18 protein-coding genes are annotated in these 24,157 nt (G+C 44.9%); 9 read left to right on the forward strand and 9 right to left on the reverse strand.

Annotation, left to right across the window (positions count from 1 at the left end; all coding sequences use genetic code 11):
- Nucleotides 1-41 precede the first annotated feature (41 nt).
- Nucleotides 42-605 carry an RNA polymerase sigma-70 factor gene (locus GJV22_RS04925; protein ID WP_163709505.1) on the reverse strand — a complete coding sequence of 188 codons (564 nt, stop codon included), beginning with the start codon at nt 603-605 and terminating at the stop codon, nt 42-44.
- Nucleotides 606-1,147: 542 nt separating this feature from the next.
- Between GJV22_RS04925 and GJV22_RS04930 the strand changes: the two genes are divergently transcribed.
- Complete coding sequence (locus GJV22_RS04930; RefSeq protein ID WP_163709508.1) at nt 1,148-1,726, forward strand: Crp/Fnr family transcriptional regulator; 579 nt, start codon at nt 1,148-1,150, stop codon at nt 1,724-1,726.
- Nucleotides 1,727-2,436: 710 nt separating this feature from the next.
- Nucleotides 2,437-3,063, forward strand: coding sequence for a fibronectin type III domain-containing protein (locus tag GJV22_RS04935; protein ID WP_163709511.1), 627 nt, complete (start codon nt 2,437-2,439; stop codon nt 3,061-3,063).
- Nucleotides 3,064-3,345: 282 nt separating this feature from the next.
- On the opposite strand, the gene GJV22_RS04940 is transcribed toward GJV22_RS04935, so the two are convergent.
- The 4 genes from GJV22_RS04940 to GJV22_RS04955 form a co-directional block, all read right to left on the reverse strand.
- On the reverse strand, nt 3,346-4,152 hold the full coding sequence (locus GJV22_RS04940) for an HAD-IIA family hydrolase (protein ID WP_163709513.1): 807 nt from the start codon (nt 4,150-4,152) through the stop codon (nt 3,346-3,348).
- A 297-nt stretch (nt 4,153-4,449) separates the two neighbouring features.
- Nucleotides 4,450-5,751, reverse strand: coding sequence for a tRNA (N(6)-L-threonylcarbamoyladenosine(37)-C(2))-methylthiotransferase MtaB (gene mtaB, locus GJV22_RS04945; protein ID WP_163709516.1), 1,302 nt, complete (start codon nt 5,749-5,751; stop codon nt 4,450-4,452).
- A complete protein-coding gene (gene miaB, locus GJV22_RS04950) occupies nt 5,748-7,100 on the reverse strand; it encodes a tRNA (N6-isopentenyl adenosine(37)-C2)-methylthiotransferase MiaB (protein ID WP_163709519.1) in 1,353 nt (450 codons plus the stop codon). Before miaB ends, mtaB begins: the two co-directional genes overlap by 4 nt.
- Before the next feature lie 60 nt (nt 7,101-7,160).
- Entirely contained in the window at nt 7,161-7,841 is a 681-nt protein-coding gene (locus GJV22_RS04955) for a ferredoxin--NADP reductase (protein ID WP_163709521.1), read from the reverse strand.
- Between the two features lie 157 nt (nt 7,842-7,998).
- Here GJV22_RS04955 and GJV22_RS04960 point away from each other — a divergent pair, with 157 nt between their 5' ends.
- Complete coding sequence (locus GJV22_RS04960; protein ID WP_163709524.1) at nt 7,999-8,502, forward strand: flavodoxin domain-containing protein; 504 nt, start codon at nt 7,999-8,001, stop codon at nt 8,500-8,502.
- On the opposite strand, the gene GJV22_RS04965 is transcribed toward GJV22_RS04960, so the two are convergent.
- Nucleotides 8,499-9,209 (reverse strand): tRNA1(Val) (adenine(37)-N6)-methyltransferase, encoded by a 711-nt coding sequence (locus tag GJV22_RS04965; protein WP_163709527.1) that lies wholly within the window; start codon nt 9,207-9,209, stop codon nt 8,499-8,501. The two genes, GJV22_RS04960 and GJV22_RS04965, sit on opposite strands and share 4 nt — an antisense overlap.
- 268 nt (nt 9,210-9,477) lie before the next feature.
- Here GJV22_RS04965 and GJV22_RS04970 point away from each other — a divergent pair, with 268 nt between their 5' ends.
- From GJV22_RS04970 to GJV22_RS04980, 3 genes are all read left to right on the forward strand, one after another.
- Nucleotides 9,478-9,678: a hypothetical protein gene (locus GJV22_RS04970; protein ID WP_163709529.1), complete on the forward strand. Its 201-nt coding sequence runs from the start codon at nt 9,478-9,480 to the stop codon at nt 9,676-9,678.
- A 542-nt stretch (nt 9,679-10,220) separates the two neighbouring features.
- On the forward strand, nt 10,221-12,992 hold the full coding sequence (locus GJV22_RS04975) for a TonB-dependent receptor (RefSeq protein WP_163709534.1): 2,772 nt from the start codon (nt 10,221-10,223) through the stop codon (nt 12,990-12,992).
- Between the two features lie 113 nt (nt 12,993-13,105).
- The gene (locus GJV22_RS04980; protein ID WP_163709537.1) at nt 13,106-14,215 is read left to right on the forward strand and encodes a phytase; all 1,110 of its coding nucleotides are present in this window, start codon (nt 13,106-13,108) and stop codon (nt 14,213-14,215) included.
- 97 nt (nt 14,216-14,312) lie between these two features.
- Here the strand turns inward: GJV22_RS04980 and GJV22_RS04985 are convergent, their stop codons facing one another.
- The 3 genes from GJV22_RS04985 to GJV22_RS04995 all read right to left on the reverse strand — a co-directional run bounded on the left by GJV22_RS04985 (nt 14,313) and on the right by GJV22_RS04995 (nt 17,959).
- Nucleotides 14,313-15,194, reverse strand: coding sequence for a diacylglycerol/lipid kinase family protein (locus GJV22_RS04985; RefSeq protein ID WP_163709539.1), 882 nt, complete (start codon nt 15,192-15,194; stop codon nt 14,313-14,315).
- 4 nt (nt 15,195-15,198) lie between these two features.
- Nucleotides 15,199-17,046, reverse strand: coding sequence for an LTA synthase family protein (locus GJV22_RS04990; protein ID WP_163709542.1), 1,848 nt, complete (start codon nt 17,044-17,046; stop codon nt 15,199-15,201).
- 106 nt (nt 17,047-17,152) lie between these two features.
- Nucleotides 17,153-17,959, reverse strand: coding sequence for a TIGR02757 family protein (locus GJV22_RS04995; protein WP_163709544.1), 807 nt, complete (start codon nt 17,957-17,959; stop codon nt 17,153-17,155).
- Nucleotides 17,960-18,395: 436 nt separating this feature from the next.
- Here GJV22_RS04995 and GJV22_RS05000 point away from each other — a divergent pair, with 436 nt between their 5' ends.
- From GJV22_RS05000 to glmM, 3 genes are all read left to right on the forward strand, one after another.
- Nucleotides 18,396-21,017 carry a valine--tRNA ligase gene (locus GJV22_RS05000; protein ID WP_163709547.1) on the forward strand — a complete coding sequence of 874 codons (2,622 nt, stop codon included), beginning with the start codon at nt 18,396-18,398 and terminating at the stop codon, nt 21,015-21,017.
- 120 nt (nt 21,018-21,137) lie between these two features.
- A complete protein-coding gene (locus GJV22_RS05005) occupies nt 21,138-22,619 on the forward strand; it encodes a glutamine synthetase family protein (protein WP_163709550.1) in 1,482 nt (493 codons plus the stop codon).
- 24 nt (nt 22,620-22,643) lie between these two features.
- Nucleotides 22,644-24,026 carry a phosphoglucosamine mutase gene (gene glmM, locus GJV22_RS05010; protein WP_163709553.1) on the forward strand — a complete coding sequence of 461 codons (1,383 nt, stop codon included), beginning with the start codon at nt 22,644-22,646 and terminating at the stop codon, nt 24,024-24,026.
- Nucleotides 24,027-24,157: the final 131 nt, after the last annotated feature.

The raw sequence follows: 24,157 nt of genomic DNA on the forward strand, positions 1-24,157 counted from the left end.
AAAACAGGGTGACAGGAAAATGATTTTTTTTTTGAATTTTCCTATTCTTCCGAAAAGCAGACGGTCAAAAACAAGAAAAAACGCTTAGCCCCAATCTCCTCTTTTAAAAACTGATAGGCACGTCCCATCTGCGTTTTCACCGTATTGACGGAGATATTCAAATTTTGAGCCACTTGTTTGTAGGTCATCGACTGAAAGGCGGCCAACTCTAATATTTGCCGGCGCTGATCAGGCAACTTAGCAATCGCCCGATATAAAACAGCATAGAATTCATGTTGATTGATTTCTTCCTCCGTAGGAATTTCAGGAATCTCGTCGGTCGTTGCGATAAGCCTGTTTTTATCGGAACGGATATAGTCCACCACCTGGTTGCGAACCATAAAATACAGGTAGGCCTTAACCGATTGATGGATCTCAATACTTTTTCGCTGTTCCCACAAACGCAAAAAACAATTCGAAACTAATTCCTCGGAAACAGGCAACTGGTGCAACGATTTATCGGCAAAATTGCAAAGTGAAAAAAAATACCGATCGTGTAAAAGCCTGAGTGCCTTCACCTCTCCGTTTCTTATTTCAGCCCAAATTTCCTGATCAGTTTGTTGCATAAGTCTTTGCTGGTAACACAAAAGTAAAGATTACTTTTAAAAACACATCAGAACAACTATTTAATGTTACAGAAACAAATCGAATTCAGCAAGCCTCCTGGTTCCGGTAAACCCGGCTCTATTTCAGAATTCGTCGAGTCGAAAACAGATTCCTCTAATTTTGACAGACATTTATTAAAGCTGCACGAGTCCTCTATTTGACTCATCAGACAAACATGCACACGAACAAGATCGTCAGCTATTTCTTTTGAATGCCAAGTATGGTCAATGAAGAAAAGGGTGGCCTTGGATTTCTTCCCTTTTGTTGTTTCAAATTGAACCACCTAAATGTTCGGATGTAATTATCGACGGACTCGCAGGCTTTTCGTTCCCCTCTCTATGCAACGAAAAAGAAAGGGTATCGCCGGAAAGCCCGGTTAGAGTCGCAAAGAACAAGCATCAAAAGCACAATCAAACCCATACATACTTCTATGCATCTGCTATTTAACTTGATTCTTAACAGTATTTGAATTAACTTATCTACCGTTAAAATTGCCTATCCTATGATCAACCTGATATCAATCGCTGATTTCCTCCGTCAATTCGGGGATTTTGAGAATAATGACTTGATTTATATTGCCAGTAAAATCGAAGAGTTCGATTTGAAAGCAGAGACCTGTCACCTGCAATCGCCTGTTCCGGCTTGCCGAATTAATTATTTGGTTGGTGGTATAATTGGTACTTTTTGTATTGACACGGATGGTAATGAATGTCTTCGTCACTTTATTCCGGAGAAACACTTTTTCACCGATCCCGACGGCTTTTTACCGGGGCGGTATGCCACATATACCTTTCGCGCCCTCACCGACTGCCAGGTACTGAGCATGAGTGCAACCAATGTGCTCGCCTTGATTGCCGAAATCCCTAACCTGGAAAAATTTTATCGTAACATCCGGGAACAAAGCTTGCTCGATCTGCTGAAAAGCTACGAATTTGTACGCACCGGAACAGCCGCAGAACAATACCAGCGCTTACTCATCTGTCATCCCGAAATCATCCGCAGTGTTTGGTACAAACACACTGCCGACTTCCTTGGAATTACACCTCAATCACTCAGCCGAATACGACATTTTCGACAATGATTTTTTAACCTAAGGTAAAAAATCTTTCAGTGGGTTATCCGAAATTTACAGTATCAATAATCAACCCATGAAATTCATCTTCTGTTTCTCCTTTTGCAAGCCTCTCTTCAGCCGATTGACCGGCATCCGATTAACTGATCAGCCGTTGTCAGGCTCCCGGGCTAAAAAGCAATTGACTTCCCCGCCCTTTTCTGAAACGGTTGCCGATGAAATTTCAAAACCCGACGACTTCCGGTCAACTCATCCGAATGACAACAAACAGTGCAGTCAAAAGCACAAAACTGACATTCACTTGTATTTAATTTGCCGTCACGTATTCAAATACAGCATTCGCTTGATCGAAAATCAGGCTATTTCTTGCAAACAATACAGCATTGTTCTCAAACAATGTGCTATTGTTGTCAAACAATACGGCGGTTCCCGGAAACAAAACACCATTGTTTCCAACCAATACGGCATTGTTTCCAAACGTGACCGTGTTGTTTATTCCTTTCGCGCGCAATCCCAGCCTTTTCGACCAGTCTTCCTACCAGCTGTCACTCATTCAAAAAGCTTAGTTGACCGGGCTTTCCAATGGCTGTGGGTACCTGGCTTAAGTTGCCGGGGACTTTCGAACTGCAGAGGACAATACAGCCCATTGACGACGACTTATTTTCGGTATCCAAAAGCTTCTTTCTTCTACTTTATACTAACCTTAATACCTTATAAAAATGACAATGAGTAAAGTATCCATCGACTTTTCATCGGGCAAGTTTCCCGATGCTGACTTGAGTGTGAAAATCAACCAGATTCTGGATAAGATGACCGGCAACCTGACCTTTCCCGATCCTGTTCCCACATTGGATGCCATACGTGCAGCCAATGTCAGCTATTACCAGGCCCTCGACAATGTGAAAGATGGTAGTCGGGAGGATACAGTTATCAAAAACAACTTACGCAAAAGTCTGGAGGCCGACCTTCACCAGTTGGGCGACTATGTACAACGCATGAGCGGAGGCGATGAAGCACTGATATTAAGCAGTGGGTTCGATGTACATAAAAAGCATGAAGCCGTAGGTCCGCTGTCAAAAGCCACCAACCTGGTGGTCAAACCGGGAAGCAATAAAGGCAGTATGGAACTGTCGTGCAATGTTGTTGACCATGCGACCTTCTATGTGTTCGAATACCACGAACTGCCCTCTGAAAATGCAAACGGATGGGTGCAAACCACCACAACCAAGCGCAAAGTGCTGCTTGATGGGCTGACAAGCGGAAAACAATATGCATTCCGCGTAGCAGGAGCCGGCTCAGACCCCTCCCGCAACTGGAGCGACGAAATAAACAGCTACGTCTTATAAACACTTCTTCAAGATTTTTCGGCCGAGGACGATGCTTAAGCTTACCGGCCCGACAAAGCTCAAAGCAAAAAAGAGAATTGATGTATTTCAATTCTCTTTTTTTAGTTTTGATTGCTTACAAGTTTCTCAACTCAAAAAATCACTAATTGCCACATCCTTTAGCTACTATTCCTCAGGGTTTTCAATTCTGACGACTTTAACTGCGGATTTAAAATCAGGATAAACAGGAGTTGTAAACTGCAAACTAAATCGGATTGCCGGTCCAGCATTATCCAGGAGCGACTATTCGCCCTTAAAGTCTTTCACAATCTCATTCACCCCTTCCAACACAAAATGCGGACGGTAGGCAAACTCATTGATCGTTTCGCGGCTCGAGATTCCGGATAATACCAGACAGGTATCAATTTCGGCTTCAATGCCGGCCACAATATCGGTATCCATCCGGTCGCCGATAATGATGGTATCCTCGCGTTGTACATTCAACTTTTTCAGGGCAATGCGCATCATCAGCGGGTTGGGTTTACCCACAAAATAGGCTTGCTTGCCCGTGGCCAGTTCAATGGGGGCAATCAATGCTTTGGTAGCCGGAGCAATGCCGTTCTCAATCGGACCGCTTAGATCAGGATTGGTACCAATCAATTTGGCTCCGCGCGCCACCAGGTTTACAGCCTTTTCGATCACCTCGTAACTGTACGACCGGGCTTCACCCATGACCACATAATCAGGATCAATGTTATTGCTCGAATAGCCAACATTGTAAATTGCATTAATCAAACCGGCTTCACCAATAATATAGGCGCTGCCGTTGGGCCGCTGGCTTTGTAAAAAAGCAGCCGTTGCCAACGCACTGGTATAAAAGTGCTCCATGCCAACATCGAGCCCCATCCGTGACAATTTCCCCTGCAACTCTTTAATGGTTCGCTCGCTGGAGTTGGTCAGAAAAACAAACTTCTTGTTTTCAGCTTGTAACCACGATACAAATTCTTTCACGCCATCAAGGATCTTATTGCCGTGATAGATAACGCCATCCATATCGCAAATGAAACCTGATTTATTCCGTATTTTCTCAATAATTGACTGATCGATCATAACTTGATTTTTGACTAATTTTTCGAGCCTTAAAGTACAACCTTTACAGCGATAAAAGTTCCTGACACCGCTGTTTTTCTGATTAAACTACGATCTGTCAAAACTAAATTACAACCCGTGCAGCTGCCTTTGCGCGTCTTGATTTGTAATCCTGACCTTGTTAACAGCGGATTATAAATCGGCTTAACCGAAATACAAAACGGAATTACAAATCCGATCCGGCGAACATCCGGCACAAAAACAAAAAGCGATCACATCAATGATGCAACCGCTTTCTTAGATCTTTTCAATCGTTGACTAACCGACTAATTCGCCGATCACCCGGGCATCTTCTCCCCGACCTTCAACTTTCACTAATTTCACCCTGGCAAAGGTATTCTTCTCCAATCCTTCCGCTTTAAAATGAACCGGAATGTAATGTTCACCGTAACCATTGGCAACCTGCTGCTTGTTGATTCCTTCAATCAAAACAGTTTCGGTTTTTCCAAGGAATGAATTCAGGTAACGATCACGACTGTCTTCTGAAGCTTCGCGAATTCGGGTTGAACGTTCCGTTTTAATTTTATCGGGAATGTGGTTATCCATGCGTTCGGCACGGGTACCCTTACGAACCGAATATTTAAAGGTATGCACATGTCCGAAATTATAGCGGTTCACCGCATCGATGCTTTCCTGAAAATCATCTTCCGATTCATCAGGGAAACCAACAATCAGGTCGGTGGTGAAATTGAAATCGGGATATTGTGCACGGAAAAGGTTCACGGTGTGTTCAAACTGCTTTAAATCGTACATGCGGCGCATGCGAAGCAACACTTTATCGGATCCACTTTGCAAACATAAATGCAGGTGTGGGGTCATTCTCGGATGACTAAACAACTTCACAAAATCGTCGCCAAAACCATCCGGCTCCAACGAAGAGATCCGAACGCGAAAATCTCCTTCAACACTTAAGATCGCTTCCAGTACATCTTCAAAACGTTTGTCTTCCCATTCGTAACGACCAATGTTCACGCCGGTAATCACCAGCTCTTTGAAACCATTGGCCAGGGTATTCTTGACATTCTCTATAATCTGCGGTAAGGGACGGCTCACGGCGCGACCACGTACCGTTGGAATGATACAAAACGTACAAAAATTGTCGCAACCATCCTGAATCTTGATGGCACTACGGGTATGGAGGCTTTTGTCAACCACCTGGTAGCTGAACACATCAGCATGCAGTTTTTCGGGGTGAATGAGTTCACCACCAAAATGGCCGTCAACCAAATTTAAAATTGAGCCTTTGCGGTTGTTTTCAACCACATAGGTAATCTTGTCTTCCCCTTCGAGCTTTTCCTTATAATTGTTAGCCATGCAACCGGTCACCACAACCACCGAACCTTTGTTGTTCCGGGCAGCCTGGCTAATGGTGTTGCGCGACTTTTGATCGCTCTGGTTAGTTACCGTGCAGGTATTTACCACCACCACATCGGCATGTTCTTTAAAATCGACCACTTCGTAACCGGCTTTATCAAAATCAGAAACCAAGGCATCGGTTTCGTATTGATTCAAGCGGCATCCGAGCGTTTTAAAGGCTATTTTTTTCTTTGCTGAATTCATTCGTTGATTGTTTCTTCCTGCAAAACCAATTCCCCACTCATTGAAAAATCCGCAGCTGTCGTAATTTTTACATCCACGATTTTCCCCATCAACTCCGGAGCTTTCCGGTCTAAACGAACATTGATCTTTCCTTCGGTCAAGCCGGTTGACAATCCGGTCTTCCGATCGGTTCCGTTTACCAACAACCGAATGGTTTTCCCAACCATGCTTTCGTTGTATTCCTTGGTATATATTTTCATCACCTCCGACAAGGCGTGATAACGTTCTTTTTTGACATCCTGCGATACTTCATCCTGCCAACGGTAGCTCGCTGCTCCCGGACGTGGTGAGTACATCGCGATGTAAGCCATATTGAATTTGAATTCGTGGAAGGCAACCTCGGTATTTTTATAGGCTGCATCATCTTCAGCCGTAAAACCGACAATGATATCAGTAAACAAAGTTGCTTGTGGAATCAACTCGCGAATGTCAGCTACAATCCGACGGTACTTGTCCATGGAGTGACGGCGGTTCATCTTAATCAGCACTTTCTCGTCACCACTTTGCATGGGCAAGTGAATCTGCTTGGCCAGGCAAGGATATTCCGAAATCACCTCAATGACGTCGCGGGTCATATCGTGCGGATGCGGCGAAGTGAAATACACCCAGAATTCTTCATTCGACTGTTTTCCGTATTCACCAATCTCGCGCAGCAGTTGTGCAAACGTAATTTCTTCCCCTTTTTTATCCAGACCATAAGAATTCACATTCTGCCCCAGCAGCGTGATTGATTTATAACCTTGATTAACCAGGTGGCGCACTTCGTCTACAATATCGACAGACGGACGCGAAACTTCCCGGCCACGTGTATAAGGCACCGCACAGAAGGTACAAAACTTGTCGCAACCGTTTTGGATCGGCACAAAGGCTTCGTAAGTCGATTCGTATTTCGGTTTGATCTGCCACAAATCAACGATATGTTCATTTTTCGGCATGACTGGCTTTGGCGTCTGTAACGAAGCCGCATTCACAACTCCGTAGTTACGGATCATATCCGGGAACTGACTTAGCTCGCTCATCGGGAAGATCAGGTCGAACTGCTTCAACAGCTTTTCTTTGTCAGCTGCCAACACGCATCCCGACAAAAAAGTAATCAGGTTGCGCTTATTTTTTTCCTTATTCCATTGGGAGATCTTGTTGTACACCTTGTCGATCGGCTTTTGCCGAACCGAACAAGCCAACATGCCTAACAAATTGGCTTCTTCCTCTTTATCCGTCCGTTCGTAGCCCATTTGTTCCAACACAGCTGAAACACGTTCGCTGTCGGACAAATTCATTTGGCATCCCAATGTAATTAAGTGATATTTCATCTTTTTAGTTTCAACGTAATCAATACAGTAGATACGCACCGCCGTGCTTATCTACTACGATTAAAAATATACTTCGCAATGAATTTGATCACGATCGAAACCTTTGTCTTTCAAGATCTCAAGCGCATCGAAAATCATATTGCTGTTACCACAAAGGTAGAATTGTGTCTTCTTCTCAAAGCTGGCACTCTTCAGGTATTTCGTCAATCGTCCGTGTACTTTTCCGGTTTTATCACCCGAAGTACACAGAATATGACGATCAGGTGCATATTCGTCTTTATCGTAGGCCTCTTTGCCGTAACGCACGCCGTGAATCAAAGTATAATCAAGATCCGGGTAAGTGCGAACCATACTGCGGAAAGGCGCGATACCCGTTCCACTGGCTACGAACACGAATTTATGATCGGCAGTTTTCTTCTCGTCAATTTTGAATTTCCCGAAAGGTCCGTTCACCTCAACCAAATCGCCGGGTTTCAACTTGCTCAATTTGGGTGTAAAGTACCCGTCTTCGACTTCTTTCACCAACACTTCCAGGCATTCATCGTTTTCACCACTGTAAATCGAATATTCACGGCTTTGATAATCGCCCTGAATCCCTAATGATATGTGTTGTCCGGCATGATAGGTAAAACGACTCTTCGGCAAACGAAGAGAAAAAGTTTCTTCCGTTAATCTTCTGACTTCTTTAACCTTATAAAAGGTCTCATCTAACTTAATGTCCGGTTTAAAATCCATTGTCATGGCAAAATATTTTGGGCTGCAAAGATATTCAATTTTTTTCAATAAAAGACATGACCGTCCTATTCGATATCTTTTCGCCGGTTAATTGCTTTACTTAACCGATAAAAAGCTACTTTGTTTGGTGCTAAAAGCTTAATTTTAACAGAAAAAGCCAACTATGGGAACCGTGATTATTTATATGTCCACGCATGGTTGTACAGCTCAAGTTGTTCAACAAATTGCCAACCGTCTGAGCGGCGATATTTCGATCGTCAACCTGAAACAAAAGCCAACCGTTGATGTCAACATGTACGAGCGTGTTATTATCGGCGGATCGATCCATAGCGGGAAGATTCAAAAAGGCATTGCTAAATTTTGCGAGTCCAATTTAAAATCCCTCATTCAAAAAGAAGTTGGTCTGTTCATTTGCTGCATGTACGAAGGTGACAAAGCGCGTGCCCAGCTGGAAGGTGCTTTTCCGGAACTCCTTCACCAATATGCCAAAACAGAAGCCATCATGGGAGGAGCGCTCAATTTTAAAAAGATGAACTTAGTTGAACGCTTTGTGGTAAAGAAGATTTCGGGACAAAATAAGAACACCGAAAAAATCGACAAGCAAGCCATCAGTAAGTTCTCGCGTGAAATGGAAAAGACTGTTCCCGACTTTTTACTATTTCATTAAAACGAAAGGTAGTAATCGCGGGTAAGCGTCCGGTATTGATCTGTGTAGACTCCGGTATCGGATTTTCGAAGGTAGATGCTTTCGATATAATCAACCTTCTGATTAAAGGATAACTCGACTAAAATCCGGTGCGACTGCTTGGTTTCATCCGAAAATACCCGGGCGCATCTAGTTACAAAAAGCTTGGATCCCAATGCCAATTCCCGCAACCGACTTTCCTTCTCAGCCGGCAATATTAAACTGATTCTGCCATCATCAGTCAACAGTTCTATCGACTTTTCCAACAAATCTTTTAACTTCAAGCTATCGGCATGCCGCGCTTTGGCTCTCTTTTCATCGCCCGATTTTACTGTGGTCTCAAAAAATGGCGGGTTCGAAATAATATGATCGTACTTATAATCAACCTCAAATTCCTGAAAAGCCAAACCATGAACAGTGATTTTATCAGCCCAGGGAGAATTCGTGAAATTCAACCGCGCTTCTTCTGCAGCTTCCGGTTCTACCTCAACAGCATCAACAAAAGCGGCTGTTCGTTGCGCCGCCATCAGAGCAAGTAAACCTGTTCCGGTACCAATATCGAGGATCCGAAGTTCCCCGTCAAAATCTGCCCAAGCTCCCAGCAAAACACCATCAATACCGACTTTCATTGCCGCTTTTTCCTGAATAATCTTAAAGTGCTTGAATTGAAAAAAGTTGTTTCCTGCCATACACTAATTTAAAATCACATTGACTCTTGCTGAATTTTCAGCAATCAAAAATAAGTGTTTACCGAGAATTAAATGTAAATTTCAGGTTACGCACAAAATAAATCACAACATTCGACTCAATTACAAACACTTACACATAAACTGTTATTAAATCCTTACTCCTATTTCAAGTTTTTTGCTTTTTGGGTACTTATTCGGTTGCGGATATAAAGTATTTTTTACTTTTGCCCCCGTAAAAAAATAAGCGCGTCGGCGCTTGATGACAGATATGAAGAAAAGAGATTATTACATTTTGGCAATTTTAGGCTGCTTGATTGTATATGCAGCACTTCACCGTCGCTCATTTGCGGAACAAGGCGTGAGCAAAATCGATACTATTCTGAAGCAAAATCAAAATACTGAGGCTCTTTCAAGCGCGAAAGACTCTCTGAAATCTGAAAATCTGAGATTCATGAAAGCAGAAATCTAGTCGCTTTCCCGAACTTGCTTCATCTCCCTAAACTTTAAAAATTCAATACTCCACCGTTTCTTCGGAATGGAAATATCCCTATTTCCTGTTCCCGAATCAGCATTTTAGCATCCCCATTTTAACTCAAAAACAGCACTTATCTTTTGCTGTACCGACAACATCACCACCCCTGACATTCTGAACTTGTGACCGAATTGTCTTCTATGAAAACGATCTGCAATAACCTTGTAATACGCGTTATTTCTATTGCAACCAATATGTATTATTTTGTTAAGAATTAATTTAGGTAGCCTTTTTCAGTCTGTCCAGTCACCATCAGACTATGAAACAAGCATTTATCCCGCCGAATTCATTTCGTCTTAACAAACAACAATGAAGATTAACCTTCACCTCACATTGAACGAACAGAATTAAATGCTGATATACCGCATCTTACGGAATACCAAAAGAGACCTTCATTTAGCAATCAGGTAACTTGTGATTAACATATTTTCAGGTCCTACCCCTCTACTTTTGCGCTCATTCAAACAAAATCTATCACTATGAATTCCAAACTTCTCTTATTGCTTGTTGCAATTTCTTTATTCTTTAATCAATCAATTTTTGCAGAAAATGAACCCGAAGGTGATCTGCCAACAAACTTTGGCGTCATTGCCGGACGAGTTCTCGATCAAGATAAATTGCCTTTGCCAGGAGCAACGGTCATGATAAAAAGTCTGAATCAGGGAGTGGTGTCTGATGTAAACGGCTTTTACCGGATCGTAAAGCTTAAAGCCGGAACCTATGAGGTCATCGTTAGCTACATTGGCTTCAAAGATGCCAGCCAGGAAATCCAGGTTGAACTGGGTAAGACTAGCAGCTTGAACTTCTACCTGGAAGCCGGGATTGACCTAAACGAAGTTGTCGTAAACGGTTCGATGCAAGGACAATCAAAAGCCCTAAACCAACAAAAGAACAGCGTAAATATCACCAACGTCATCTCGTCAGACCAGGTTGGTCGCTTTCCGGACGCCAACGTAGGAGATGCTTTGAAGCGAATCCCCGGTATCAGTGTACAATACGATCAGGGGGAAGCACGCTTTGGTACCATCCGCGGGGCATCTCCGGAATACAACTCTGTGACCATCGATGGTGACCGTATTCCTTCTGCTGAAGCGGAAACCCGGGCCATTCAGCTCGACCTGGTTCCATCAGACATGGTTCAAAGTATTGAAGTTAGCAAGGTTGTTACCTCCGACATGGATGCCGACGCGATTGGTGGTTCAGTGAACCTGGTAACAAAATCAAACCCATACGCCCGCAGAATCAGCGGAACAATCGGAGCAACTTATAACATGCTGACCGATAAAGCTGCCGAAAACATTTCACTCTTGTATGCTGATCGCTTTTTGAACAACAAGCTGGGGATGACCCTGGCAGGATCACGCCAGAACAACAAACTCGGTTCGGACGACTTGGAAGCAGAATGGGACGAAAGCGATAATGGAATGATCATGACCGAATTGCAGGTACGCACCTACTATGTCCAACGCTTGCGTCAAAGTTATTCCGCTGCTTTCGACTTCGAAATCAACCCTTCGAATAAAATTGAAGCTAAAATGATGTACAATCACCGGAACGACTGGGAAAACCGCTTCCGTGTTGTTTACAAAGACCTGGACGAAACCGGTGATTCAAAAATAGAACGTGAAGTAAAAGCAGGTACAAACAAGAATGCCCGTCTGGAAGATCAACGCACCTGGCACGTCGCTGTGAAAGGTGACCACCAGCTTGGTGCCTTTGAAATGAAATGGCAAGCTTCATACTCGAAAGCGAACGAAGACCGTCCGAACGAACGCTACCTGAATTTCACTTACAAACACGTCGATATTCAACAGGAGTTGACGGATACTGAAAAACCTCAGGTAGTTGTATCAGATCCGGATGCTCAGGATTTCAACGCCAACTGGGGCTTTGATGAACTGACTGAGGAACACCAATACACTGAAGATATCGACAAAGCATTTAAAGTTGATTTCAAACTGCCACTTGCAGAGAGCAGCAAATCGAAGGTGTTGCGTTTTGGTGCCAAATACAAAGGCAAATCAAAATCGCGCGACAATGACTTCTATGCTTACGAGCCAACCGACGAAGACGCTTTTGTGGCCGACGCCGTTGCGCACACAAAAATCCAAACCAAGAGCAACTACCTGGCTGGTGACTATACTGCCGGAACATTCGTAACCAAGCAATTCGTTTCAGGATTAAACATTGAAAATTCGTCAGACTACACGAGAGAGCAAGATCCGGAAGAACTTGCCGGCAACTTCGATGCCAGCGAAGACGTGGCAGCAGCTTATCTCCGTTACGATCAAACGTTCGGAGATCTGGACCTGATTGCCGGTGTTCGGATGGAAAATACCAACCTCAAATACTCCGGTTACGCAGTTACCTTAAATGAAGACGGAGACTTTGAAAGTCTGGACAAAACACCGGAAGAAAAAAGCAAATACACCAACATCCTGCCTTCATTGCTATTTAAATACAATTTCAACAAAAACACACAATTGAAGGCTGGCTGGACCAACACCATTGCCCGCCCGCGCTATTTCGACTTAGTACCTTATGTTGAAACAAACCGCGAAGACAATGAAATCAGCGTTGGTAACCCCGAACTTAACCCAACTTCATCGATGAACTTCGACCTGATGTTCGAACAATACTATCAGTCTGTCGGGATGCTCTCCGCCGGAGTGTTCTACAAAGACATCAACGACTTCATCGTAGAAAGAACCGTGGAGGACTACAGCTACCTGAACAACTCCTGGGACAAATTCACCCAGCCCATTAATGCCGGCGACGCCAAACTATATGGTTTCGAAGCAGCCTTCCAACGCCAGTTCGACTTCCTACCGGGCTTCCTGAGACAGATGGGATTCTATGCCAACTACACGTACACCAAATCAGAGGTGAGCAACTTCCAGATTGAAGGACACAACGAAGATGATGTGACTTTGCCAGGTACGCCTGAAAATACAATGAACGCATCGTTATACTATGAAGGCAAAAAGCTTTCGGCCCGCATTTCGTTCAACTATGCGAGCGATTTTGTTGACGAATTTGGAAGCGCAGCTTTCGAAGACCGCTACTACGACAAAGTAACTTACCTGGATGTGAATGCCAGCTACGCATTCAGCAAACGTTTCCGCTTTTTCGCCGAAGCCAATAACCTGCTGAACACACCGCTTCGCTATTACCAGGGCGAATCGAAATACACCATGCAGGCAGAATACTATGATGTAAAACTCAACATAGGATTGAAGTTCGATTTATAATTTAAACAGCGAAGAGATCCCCGACTTCTTTTCTGAAGCGGGGACTTCTTTTTTTTTCAATCGGCGACGAGTTTGTATCTTCTCGCCGAAAACAAGCAAGAAACTACAGAACTATGAAACAGACATATTCAACATTAAAACACCTGACACTAATTGTCATGCTGCTGGCTGGTTTTGCCTGCCAACGAATCAGTGAAGGGTCAAAAAAAGCTTCCGAAAAAATTAAACTGACCACGACTGCACGTTATGAAACAACAGCGATGCCTCAACCTGTTGATGAGGATGCCGCTGACGATCCGGCCATTTGGCTGAACCCCAAAGACTCGACGCAGGCATACATTATTGGCACAGACAAAAAAGGTGGTTTAGCAGTTTATGATCTCAAAGGCAAGCAACTGCACTATCATGCCGACGGCAACATGAACAATGTTGATGTCTGCTACGGCTTTGTTTTAAATAACGACACTCTTGATTTGGTTTGTTGTACAAATCGCAGCACCGAGGGGCTTTCAATCTATAAAATACAAGCCGATGGCAGCTTGGTAAACGTTTCCAACCGCGCCATTAAGACACAAATGAGCGGAGAAGTTTATGGCTTTTGCATGTACAAAAGTCCGTCAACTCAAAAAATCTTCGCTTTTATGAACAGCAAAGAAGGAGACGTGGAGCAATGGGAATTGTTTGCATCCGACTCCTTAGTTGATGCCCGCCTGGTTCGAAGTTTCCAATTGGGAACCCAGGTTGAAGGGATGGTTGCCGACGATGACAATCAAGTGGTTTTTATTGGTGAAGAGGTCGATGGAATTTGGAAGTTCGACGCGGAACCGAATGGCAGACCCGAAGGTGTAAAACTGGCCAAATCGAGCGAAACGGATAATGAAAACATCAGCTTCGACATTGAAGGCTTGTCGATTTATTACCTCCCCGATGGTGACGGCTATTTGCTGGCATCAAGCCAGGGAAATTACAGCTATGCTGTTTACGAGCGCCAAGCGCCACACAAATACCTCGGTAGTTTTCGCATTGCCGACGGCGAAGTTGATGGCGCGGAAGAAACCGATGGAATTGACATTTTCAGCACTTATATGAACGAGGACTTCAAGCATGGCCTGCTGGTTGTTCAGGATGGCTACAACTATGACGGAGAGCAAGCCATTGCACAAAATTTCAAATTGGTGCCTTGGGAAAACGTTGCCAATCTTTTAAAATTGAAGCAGAACTAAATACGCTTAAGAACAGTATGAAACGGAAAGCGGCAAAGGACCTCGAGTCTTTTGCCGCTTGTTTATTGTTAGTAATCGCTTAATTCAATTTGTGGAACTATTGCCCAGGCACAAGCAGGTTCAGCGCTTTCTCTTCCAAACTTATCTTCACCGGCATTTGGGCATCATATACATCTCCGTCGCAATGAAAGTAAGCTGAAGCAATGGATCGGACTTCAACCGTTTTGACTTGCCGTATTTCGACATTCGGAAGTTTATGAATCCACTTTCCCATCAAAGCCAGGGCCAAAACCGGAGCCATAACCAAGGGAAAAGGACGAATGAATGTCACATCCAATAAACCATCCTGCAAATCGGCATGAGGAGCAATAAAAGCATCGTTGCCATATTGATTGGCATTAGCAAAAGTTACGGTAAAAAAACGGCCACTCAGGTCTTCGCCATCTAAAACAAGGTGAACCTCAACACCCCGATAGCTCCAAAATTGGTTGAACACCGAACGCGCGTAGGTCCAAAAGCCACGAGTCTCGCTTTTGCTAAAATCATGAGCAATCAACGCATCGAAACCGAAACCGCAAGTACAGAAGAAGTAGTCGTCATTAATTTTCCCGACATCAATCAAGCGGCCAACTCCTCGCTCCAGGTAATCCGGAATCTGATCAATCTTTCCGGGGATTTTCAACATACGGGCCAAGCCGTTTCCCGACCCGCGGGGAATGTGAGCCATTTCACGCGAAGTACCAACCAGCACCGAAGCAGCTTCATTAAAGGTGCCATCTCCACCAACCGACACAATAACAGCTTCTGATTTGACAAGGCGTTTCTTGACCAGCTTGGGAGCATGACCAGCACGTTTCGTCTTTTTACTATCGAAAGATATTCCTCGTTCCCGCAGCTTCGCTTTTAGCTGCTTAAAATATTTGACATTATCCCGTGGCCCGGCAATCGGGTTCACAATAAACTCGAAACTTCTTTTCATCAGATCAGTCTTTTAGCGGATCGTCGTGCAAATACTGCACATAGGCTTTGGCGAAATTCATGACCGAATCGACTTTCGCCGGTGCATAGTTATAAAAGAAATCCTGCTTCTGCGTGTTTTCATTCATAAACCAGCCCATTTCGGGAGAAATAAAACCCCAGCCTTCACCCCGAAAATAAAACGCATAACTGTCATCAACAAGAAAGTCTTTCGACAACAGGTCGGGTTTGTGCTCCCACCCCAATTGTTTTACCAACATGGGTGCCAAATCGTTGTGATTACCGATGCGTTCGCTAATGAAGTGCTGTTTCACCACACCGCCGATAAAAATAAGCGGAATACGATAAGTCGCCGGCTCGGTTATATCACTGGGACCCGGCTCCAACGAGGTATGATCGGCCGTGATCACCACCAGGGTATGATCCCACATGGGTGTTTGCCGCAGCGAATCGATAAAAACGCCCAGGCAACTATCAGCATAGGACGCGACGTTTAAATACCGGTCCTGAGTACTTTTCCCCGGGAATTTATGATAGCCGGGAATATCGAAAGGCTCGTGACTGCTAATGTTATAAACCATGCTAAAGAAAGGCTCTTTCTCCTGTTTCAAATCTTCGAACATGCGGGCATAAAGAAATTCATCCGGCACGCCCCACTTTTGTTTTAAAGCCAGCTCGAAAGGGAAATCTGTTTTCGAGACAATCTTGTCAATCCCGGATTGTATCATCACGGCACGCGTGTTGTAAAAGTTCACATCGCCGCCGTAATAGAAAGACATATTATAGTCGTGCTTGGCAAAGTACTTCGGAAAGTAATCCAGCTTGCTCATTTTATCGGGAAAAGCCAGCACTGTTGTTCGGCTCATATCCGAAGGATGTCCACCAATCAATGCCGATATCCCTTTATCGGAACGGTTACCGGTTGAAAAGAACGACTTAAAAGCAATTCCTTCGTCGCAAAATTCATTTAAACGTGGGGTTACACCGGGCAATCCGCCCAACGGCTCAATCACTTTATTCGAAAAGCTTTCCAGCAAAACCACAACGACATTGGTCGGCTTTCCTTCAACCGGGTGAATAATCTGCGGAGCTTGCAAGCCGTTTTTGTCATGTGCCTTCAAAATGGCTTCAGCTTCATCGTGCGCCATGTATTTTACCTCAACCTTCGACTTTTTATTCTTCAGGACACTGTGCATGAAATTCCAAAAGTAGTTATATGCAAATTGATTGGCCTCCAGGTGATCGCTAAAATACACGTTACTGTGGTTCATCGGTGCCCGGTCAACTCCGCCCCGGATCGGAATAATCAAGGCAGCAGTCAGAAACAGAACCACCGGAATACCGAACCACTTCATCCGGATTTCAGCCAGCTTTTTACGTGGCAGAAAACGGTTATAAGCCCCGAAGCCTACCCACACAATTCCAAACCACAAGACCGGGAAAAGGATGAGCTGCCACCAGCTCATCGAAGCATAAATACCTCCGGGAGTTTCCAGGTACATGAGTAGTTGAGCATTCAACCGGCTCCCCCAAGCCGGATAAAGTCCGGCATCAGACAAGCCAAGAACCGTTAAAAAGATAAGAACGCCTAAGGTGTAATATTTTAAGAAGTATGAACTGAAACGACTGGTAAACAAAAATCCAAGTGTAAAAATTAAGCCTGGCACCATACTGAAATAACCGGCAACCGACAGGTCCATCACAATACCATGGCGAAAGATCCCCCAAAAGTCAGCCGATGGCAAATTAGCGACTACATCGTAATTGTAGACAACAAAGAATACTTTAAAGGCGGTCAGAAAGAGAACCCAAAAGAGGTAATATTTTAAAAAAGCAACGATTACTTTCTTCATCCGAAAACATAATTTTAGAAAATGCGACCGGCGAAATTACAAAATTATTAGCGAGGCTTTAATTATTTTGTATTTCATTAACAGAATGGCAACCTGAAACAGGAAGCTAAAGCTGCGTGAAAGCTCCCAGCCCGAACAAGGCAAAATCGTATTTTATCGGATCATTCGGATCGAATGCTTTGAGGTGCTCCGTGACTTCCAGCACTGCTTTCCAGTCATCCTGTTTCCGGGTCAGTAAGCCCAACTGCCGTGCCTGCTTACTCGTGTGCACATCCAACGGCAGCAGCAATTCCGATGCCGGGATGCCATTCCAAATACCAAAATCAACGCCGGCGTCATCCTTCCGGACCATCCAGCGCAAGTACATATTTAACCGTTTAGCTGAGGCTCCCTTGTCAATATTCGAGACATGCTTATGCGTTCGGCGATCGCCTTCAACTTCGAAGAACACCTTGCGGAAATAGCGCAACGCTCCGGAAACAGCCCCTTCCTGTTCGTAACCGTGGGTAAAAACGGCTTCCAGCCCACCGTGATTTTGGTAGATATTCTTCAGCGAACGCAGAAAGAACAGGCAGTCGACACCGTTGAATGTCCGATGCTTAAATCCCTCGAAATGCAGCCATTCATCTTCATTCGTATTCAATAAAAAAGCATACGGATCATGATCCATGGCTTCCATCAGCCATTTCCCGTTCTTAATAATCGTGGGCCGTTGTCCCCAGGCAATGGTTGCCGCCAGGAAACCGGCAATTTCAATATTTTCTTTCTGTGCGAACTGCCGCGGAATCTGAATCGGGTCAGTCGCAATAAAATCCACACAATTGTATTGCCGCGCTTTCTCTTCGAGCAATTCAAAAATTTCAGAAAAAGCTAATCTGTCAGTTACGTCTATTTTGGGGTTACTCTTCGCCATTATCTTGCTAATTGTTTACAGCCGGTCAAACCGGAATTTGCATTTCCGCTACCAGAACAACAAATTAAGGCTGAATGTTCCTGTAAAATCTGACTGCCGCTTGCCGGGCTAATACAACCGAGCCTGGGATTGACCCGCCAAAGACTTCAGCAACAAATCCGACCCTCAGATTGGTCGCCTGAAGTGCCGGGTCGCAAAAACCGACCCTCAGATTAGTCCACCGAAGTCTTCATCCGCAAATCCGAGCCTGGGAATAGCCCGCCGAAGTGTCGGGCAGCTCCCCCCGCCTTTACGTAGCTGCTTAAACCGAGCTATCATTCAAGCGAAATTTCGTTTCCCGGCTCAACTTCGCCCACAGATAACCTCATATTCGTCAAACTTTTATATTTTTGCAGCCTCAAATAAAATCATTCGAAATACACAATTAATAGATACGATGGAGATTCCCAGCAAGTATAATCCGGCCGAAGTTGAAGACAAATGGTATAAGTATTGGATGGACCAGCGTTTTTTCCACTCTGTTCCCGACGATCGCGAACCGTACACGATTGTCATTCCGCCGCCAAACGTAACCGGCGTGCTGCACATGGGGCACATGCTGAACAATACCATCCAGGACATCCTGACCCGCCGTGCGCGCATGTTGGGTAAAAATGCCTGCTGGGTGCCGGGAACCGATCACGCGTCGATTGCAACCGAAGCGAAAGTGGTTAGCAAACTGAAGGACGAGGGAATCTCGAAATCAGACTTAACCCGTGAAGAGTTTTTGGAACATGCCTGGGAATGGACCCACAAACATGGCGGTATCATTCTGGAGCAGCTGAAAAAACTGGGCGCTTCATGCGACTGGGACCGGACGTGTTTTACCATGGACGAAAAACGCAGCGAGTCGGTTCTTAAAGTGTTTGTCGACCTGTATAAAAAAGACCTGATTTACCGCGGTGTGCGCATGGTAAACTGGGACCCGGCTGCCAAAACGGCCCTCTCTGATGAAGAGGTGATCCACAAAGAGCAAAGCGGAAAGCTTTATTACCTAAAATATAAAGTAGAGGGTGAAGACGACTACGCAGTTGTAGCAACGACCCGCCCCGAAACCATTTTTGGCGACGTAGCTGTTTGTGTCAACCCGAACGACGAAAAAACAGCCCGTTTCCGCGGGAAAAAATTGATTGTTCCGATTGTGAACCGAGTGGTTCCCGTTATCGAAGATGACTATGTTGACATGGAATTCGGTACCGGATGTTTGAAAGTTACCCCGGCGCACGACGTGAACGACTACATGCTGGGTGAAAAATACCAACTCGAAACCATCGACATTTTCAACGATAACGGCACTCTGAATATCCACGGACTTCACTACAACGGCAAAGACCGTTTCGATGTTCGTCAAGAAATTGAGCAGGAGTTAACCGGTAAGGACCTGATGGAAAAAACCGAAGCCTACACCAACAAAGTAGGTTGTTCGGAACGTACCGGCGTCCCCATCGAGCCGAAGCTTTCGACCCAATGGTTCCTGAAAATGGAAGATTTGGCGAAACCGGCATTGGATGCGGTAATGGACGATATCATCAAATTTGTTCCCGAAAAATTCAAAAATACGTACCGCCACTGGATGGAAAACATCCGCGACTGGAACATCTCGCGACAACTGTGGTGGGGACACCAGATTCCGGCTTATTACCTGCCCGATGGCAGTTATGTGGTAGCCGAATCAGCAGAAAAGGCACTACAACTGGCACAGGAAAAACAACCGGATCTGAAACTGGAAGATCTGCGTCAGGACGAAGATTGCCTGGACACCTGGTTCTCGAGCTGGTTATGGCCAATCTCTGTTTTCGATGGCATCAACAATCCTGAAAACGAAGAAATTCAATATTACTACCCAACCAACGACCTGGTTACCGGACCTGATATCATTTTCTTCTGGGTAGCCCGAATGATTGTTTCGGGTTACGAGTACCGCCAGGAGCCCTGCTTCAAAAATGTGTACTTCACCGGTATTGTGCGTGATAAGTTAGGCCGCAAAATGTCGAAGCAACTGGGGAACTCACCCGATCCACTCGACCTGATTGCCACTTATGGTGCCGACGGTGTTCGCGTGGGAATGATGCTTTGTTCGCCTGCTGGTGGTGACTTACTGTTCGACGAAAGCTTGCCACAACAAGGATCCGGTTTTGTTACCAAACTGTGGAATTCGTTCCGCCTGGTAAAAGGGTGGGAAGTGGATAATGCCATCCCTCAACCCGAACATTCGAAATTAGCCATTGAATGGTTCCGTCAGCAGTTCAGCCAAATTGTTGCGCAAACCGACGATCATTTCGACAAGTTCAGGATCTCGGATGCGCTGATGAATGCCTACACGGCTGTTCGCGATGAATTCTCAGGTTGGTTACTCGAGCTGGTAAAACCGGCTTACCAACAACCAATCGACGCGAAAACCTACAGCGAGCTGATCGACATCTTCGACGAAGTGTTGCGCTTCATTCATCCGTTTATGCCATTCGTTAGTGAAGAAATCTGGCAATACCTGAAAGAACGCAAAGAAGGCGAAAGCATCATGATTAGCAGCTGGCCAAAAGCGAATGGTTACGATGCAGACTTCCTGCAAAAATTTGAAGATGCCAAAGAAATCATTTCAGGCATCCGCAACATTCGTACAAAAAACAACATTGCCAATAAAGATAGTCTGGAGCTCTCTGTAATGCCGGGCGACAAAGGCTACAATGCCGAATTGAACTCCGTAGTCGCCAAACTTGGAAATCTTTCAGCCTACACAGAAGTAAAAGAAGAAGTAAGTGGCGCCGGTTCATTCCTGGTAAAATCGAGTACCTTCTTTGTTCCGCTTGGTGAACTGGTCGATGCGGAAGAAGAACTGAAAAAACTGGAAGAAGAGTTGAAATACACTAAAGGCTTCCTGAAATCGGTGATGGGCAAATTGAGCAACGAGCGTTTTGTGAGCGGTGCACCCGAAGCTGTTGTGGCTAAAGAACGCGCCAAACAAGCTGATGCCGAAGCCAAGATTAAGGTTATGGAAGAACAAATTGCCAAACTGAAATAAGCAATTCAAAACAATAAATACCGAGAGCCTTCTGTTTTACAGAGGGCTTTTTTATTTTACGAAAGCGATTAATTCCCGAAAGTCTGCTTATTTTTGAGCTCGTAACCATTTAGTCAGAATATGCTAACACACCCAAATCCGCTGGTTCAATACCTGCAAAAACCGGCTTCGGCTTTTACTAAAGAAGACATCATCAGGTATGTTGAAGAACGACAGATTGAAATGGTGAATTTTCGATACACGGCCGAAGATGGCAAGCTGAAAACCATCAATTTCATGATAACCAGCAAAGAGGATCTGGATATGATCCTGACCTCGGGAGAGCGGGTGGATGGTAGCGGTGTTTTTTCATTTCTTCCTCCGAACAACAGCGATCTCTATTTGGTTCCACGTTATAAAACGGCTTTCATCAATCCTTTTTCCGAGATCCCGGCAATCGACATTTTGTGCTCGTTTTATGCGCCCGATGGTGATCCGCTGGAAAGCTCGCCAGTTTATATCTTGCGAAAAGCTCGCAATCAGTTCAATAAATCCACCGGGATGACCATCAAGATGATGGCTGAGCTGGAATACTATGTGATCAGCGATATTGATGAGCGAACAGTCGTTGCCGAAAACGGATATCATGGCTCTGAGCCATATTCTGCTCATGGGAAGTTAAGAGTTGAAGCCTTAAAACTAATTGCCCGTTGTGGCGGCAAAGTTCGCTTTGGACACGCCGAAACCGGAAATTTCATATACAATAAAAAACTGTACGAGCAGCATGAAATTGAATTCGCTGTAGGAGATCCGGAAGATGCTGCAGACCAGCTGGCGGTGGCGAAATGGATTTTACGCATGCTGGGTTTAAAGTACAATGTTAATGTGACCTTCATCCCCAAGATTGCCCTTAACCAACCAGGCAGCGGATTGCATATCCATTTCATGGTTGAACATGGCGGGAAAAATGTGTTAATGGACCAGGAAACATTGACAACAACCAGTTTAAAAATGATTGGAGGGCTGCTCAACCTGGCACCTGCCCTATGTGCTTTTGCGAACCCAACACCGGTTTCGTTTTTGCGATTAATGACCGGACAGAAAACGCCCAACTCAGTTTGCTGGGGCATGCAAAACCGCTCCACATTAATCCGTGTTCCGCTGGGATGGAATCGGATGGAATCCCTTTCTGCTCATGCTAACCAGAATGTTGATAACCCAACTGACTTCACCTCAAGGCAAACGCTGGAATACCGGGGTGCCGACGGGTCGGCTAACCCTTACTTTCTTATCGCTGCAATAATCGTCGGAGTGCTGTCTGGATTGATGAATCCTGAATCAGTCAAAAAAGCTGATGGGTTGGAGACGGATGCGAATCTGTTTCTCGAGCATTCCGATTCGAAATTCGAGCCCCTTCCGAATTCCTGTGACGAAGCTGCACTGGAGCTTGAGAAATGCCGGGAATTCTTCGAAGCAGATGCGGTTTTTCCGCCTTCAATCATCGACCACACCATTACGAAACTTCGTTCATTCAACGACAAAGAATTAATCAACAACTTCAAAACATATGGCGAAAACCAGGACTTTGTAAAACTGGTTGACAGCTATCTTCATTTTATGTAACCGAATTGACAAACAATACTAGATATGACTTTGATAAAATCTATATCTGGAATCCGCGGAACGATTGGCGGAAAACCCGGAGACGGACTTTCTCCGCTTGATGTCGTGAAATTCACGGCTGCCTATGCCAAATGGCTAAAAAGCGTTTCAGCCACCATTCGACAAAAAGTGGTTGTTGGCCGCGATGCGCGAATTAGTGGCGAGATGGTGAATGCACTGGTTTGTGCAACTCTTTCCGGAATGGGCATTGATGTTGTAAACCTGGGCCTGGCAACCACCCCGACGACTGAGATCGCAGTTACGGCAGAACAGGCCGACGGCGGAATCATCCTGACGGCAAGCCACAACCCCAAGCAATGGAATGCGCTGAAACTACTCAATGCTAAAGGTGAATTTATTTCGGCTGCCGATGGAGCTGCCATTCTGAAATATGCCGAAGAAGAAAGTTTTGAGTTCGCGGAAGTTGATGACTTGGGTAAGATGGTTGAAAAGGACTATACCGCCGAACACGTTCGCCAGGTTTTAGAACTGAATTTAGTCGATGTTGAAGCCGTACAAAAAGCGAATTTCGCCGTTGCATTCGATGCCGTCAATTCCGTTGGCGGAATAGCCATTCCTGCCCTGCTCGAAGCAATGGGTGTTAAAAATATCGTGCCCATCAACGACGAAGCGACGGGCCAATTCGCTCATGTGCCGGAACCACTTCCCGAAAATTTGGTTGACACCTGCCGGATCGTGAAAGAACAAAAAGTTGATGTGTGTTTCGTTGTTGATCCCGACGTTGACCGGCTATCTATTATTAGCGAGGATGGCAGCATGTTTAACGAAGAGTACACGTTGGTAGCTGTTGCCGATTACATTCTTTCCAAAACTCCGGGCAACACCGTTTCGAACATGTCCTCGTCGAGAGCGCTTCGCGTTATCACCGAAAAATATGGTTGCAGTTATGCAGCCGCTGCTGTTGGCGAAGTAAATGTTGTTAGCAAGATGCGGGAAACGAATGCCATCATCGGCGGAGAAGGAAATGGTGGAGTAATCTATCCGGCCAGCCACAATGGCCGCGATGCCTTGGTCGGCATAGCACTGTTCCTGACCCAACTGGCTAAATCGGGGCTAACATGTTCTGAATTACGCAAAACCTTTCCGGATTACTTCATCTCGAAAAACAAGATTGAATTGACACCGGAAATTAATGTTGACAAGGTGCTCGAAAAAATTGAAGCCTTGTACACAAACGAACAAGTCAGCACAATTGACGGCGTGAAAATTGACTTCGCGGACGAATGGGTACACTTAAGGAAATCGAACACCGAACCGATTATCCGGATTTACGCTGAATCCACGTCACCCGAAAAAGCCGACGAATTGGCTAAAAAGCTAATTAAAGACATTCAGAATCAACTGTAGCAAGATTAACAGATAGAATAGGAAGCCGGTATTTACCGGCTTTTTTTTGGTACAATAATTGTGATTAACAATATTTAATTAATCCCACCAATGGCAAACAACTGAAGATAACTCAAACTATCAATTTTTGT

The organism is Mangrovibacterium lignilyticum, from assembly GCF_010882175.1.
Lineage (GTDB): Bacteria > Bacteroidota > Bacteroidia > Bacteroidales > Prolixibacteraceae > Mangrovibacterium > Mangrovibacterium lignilyticum.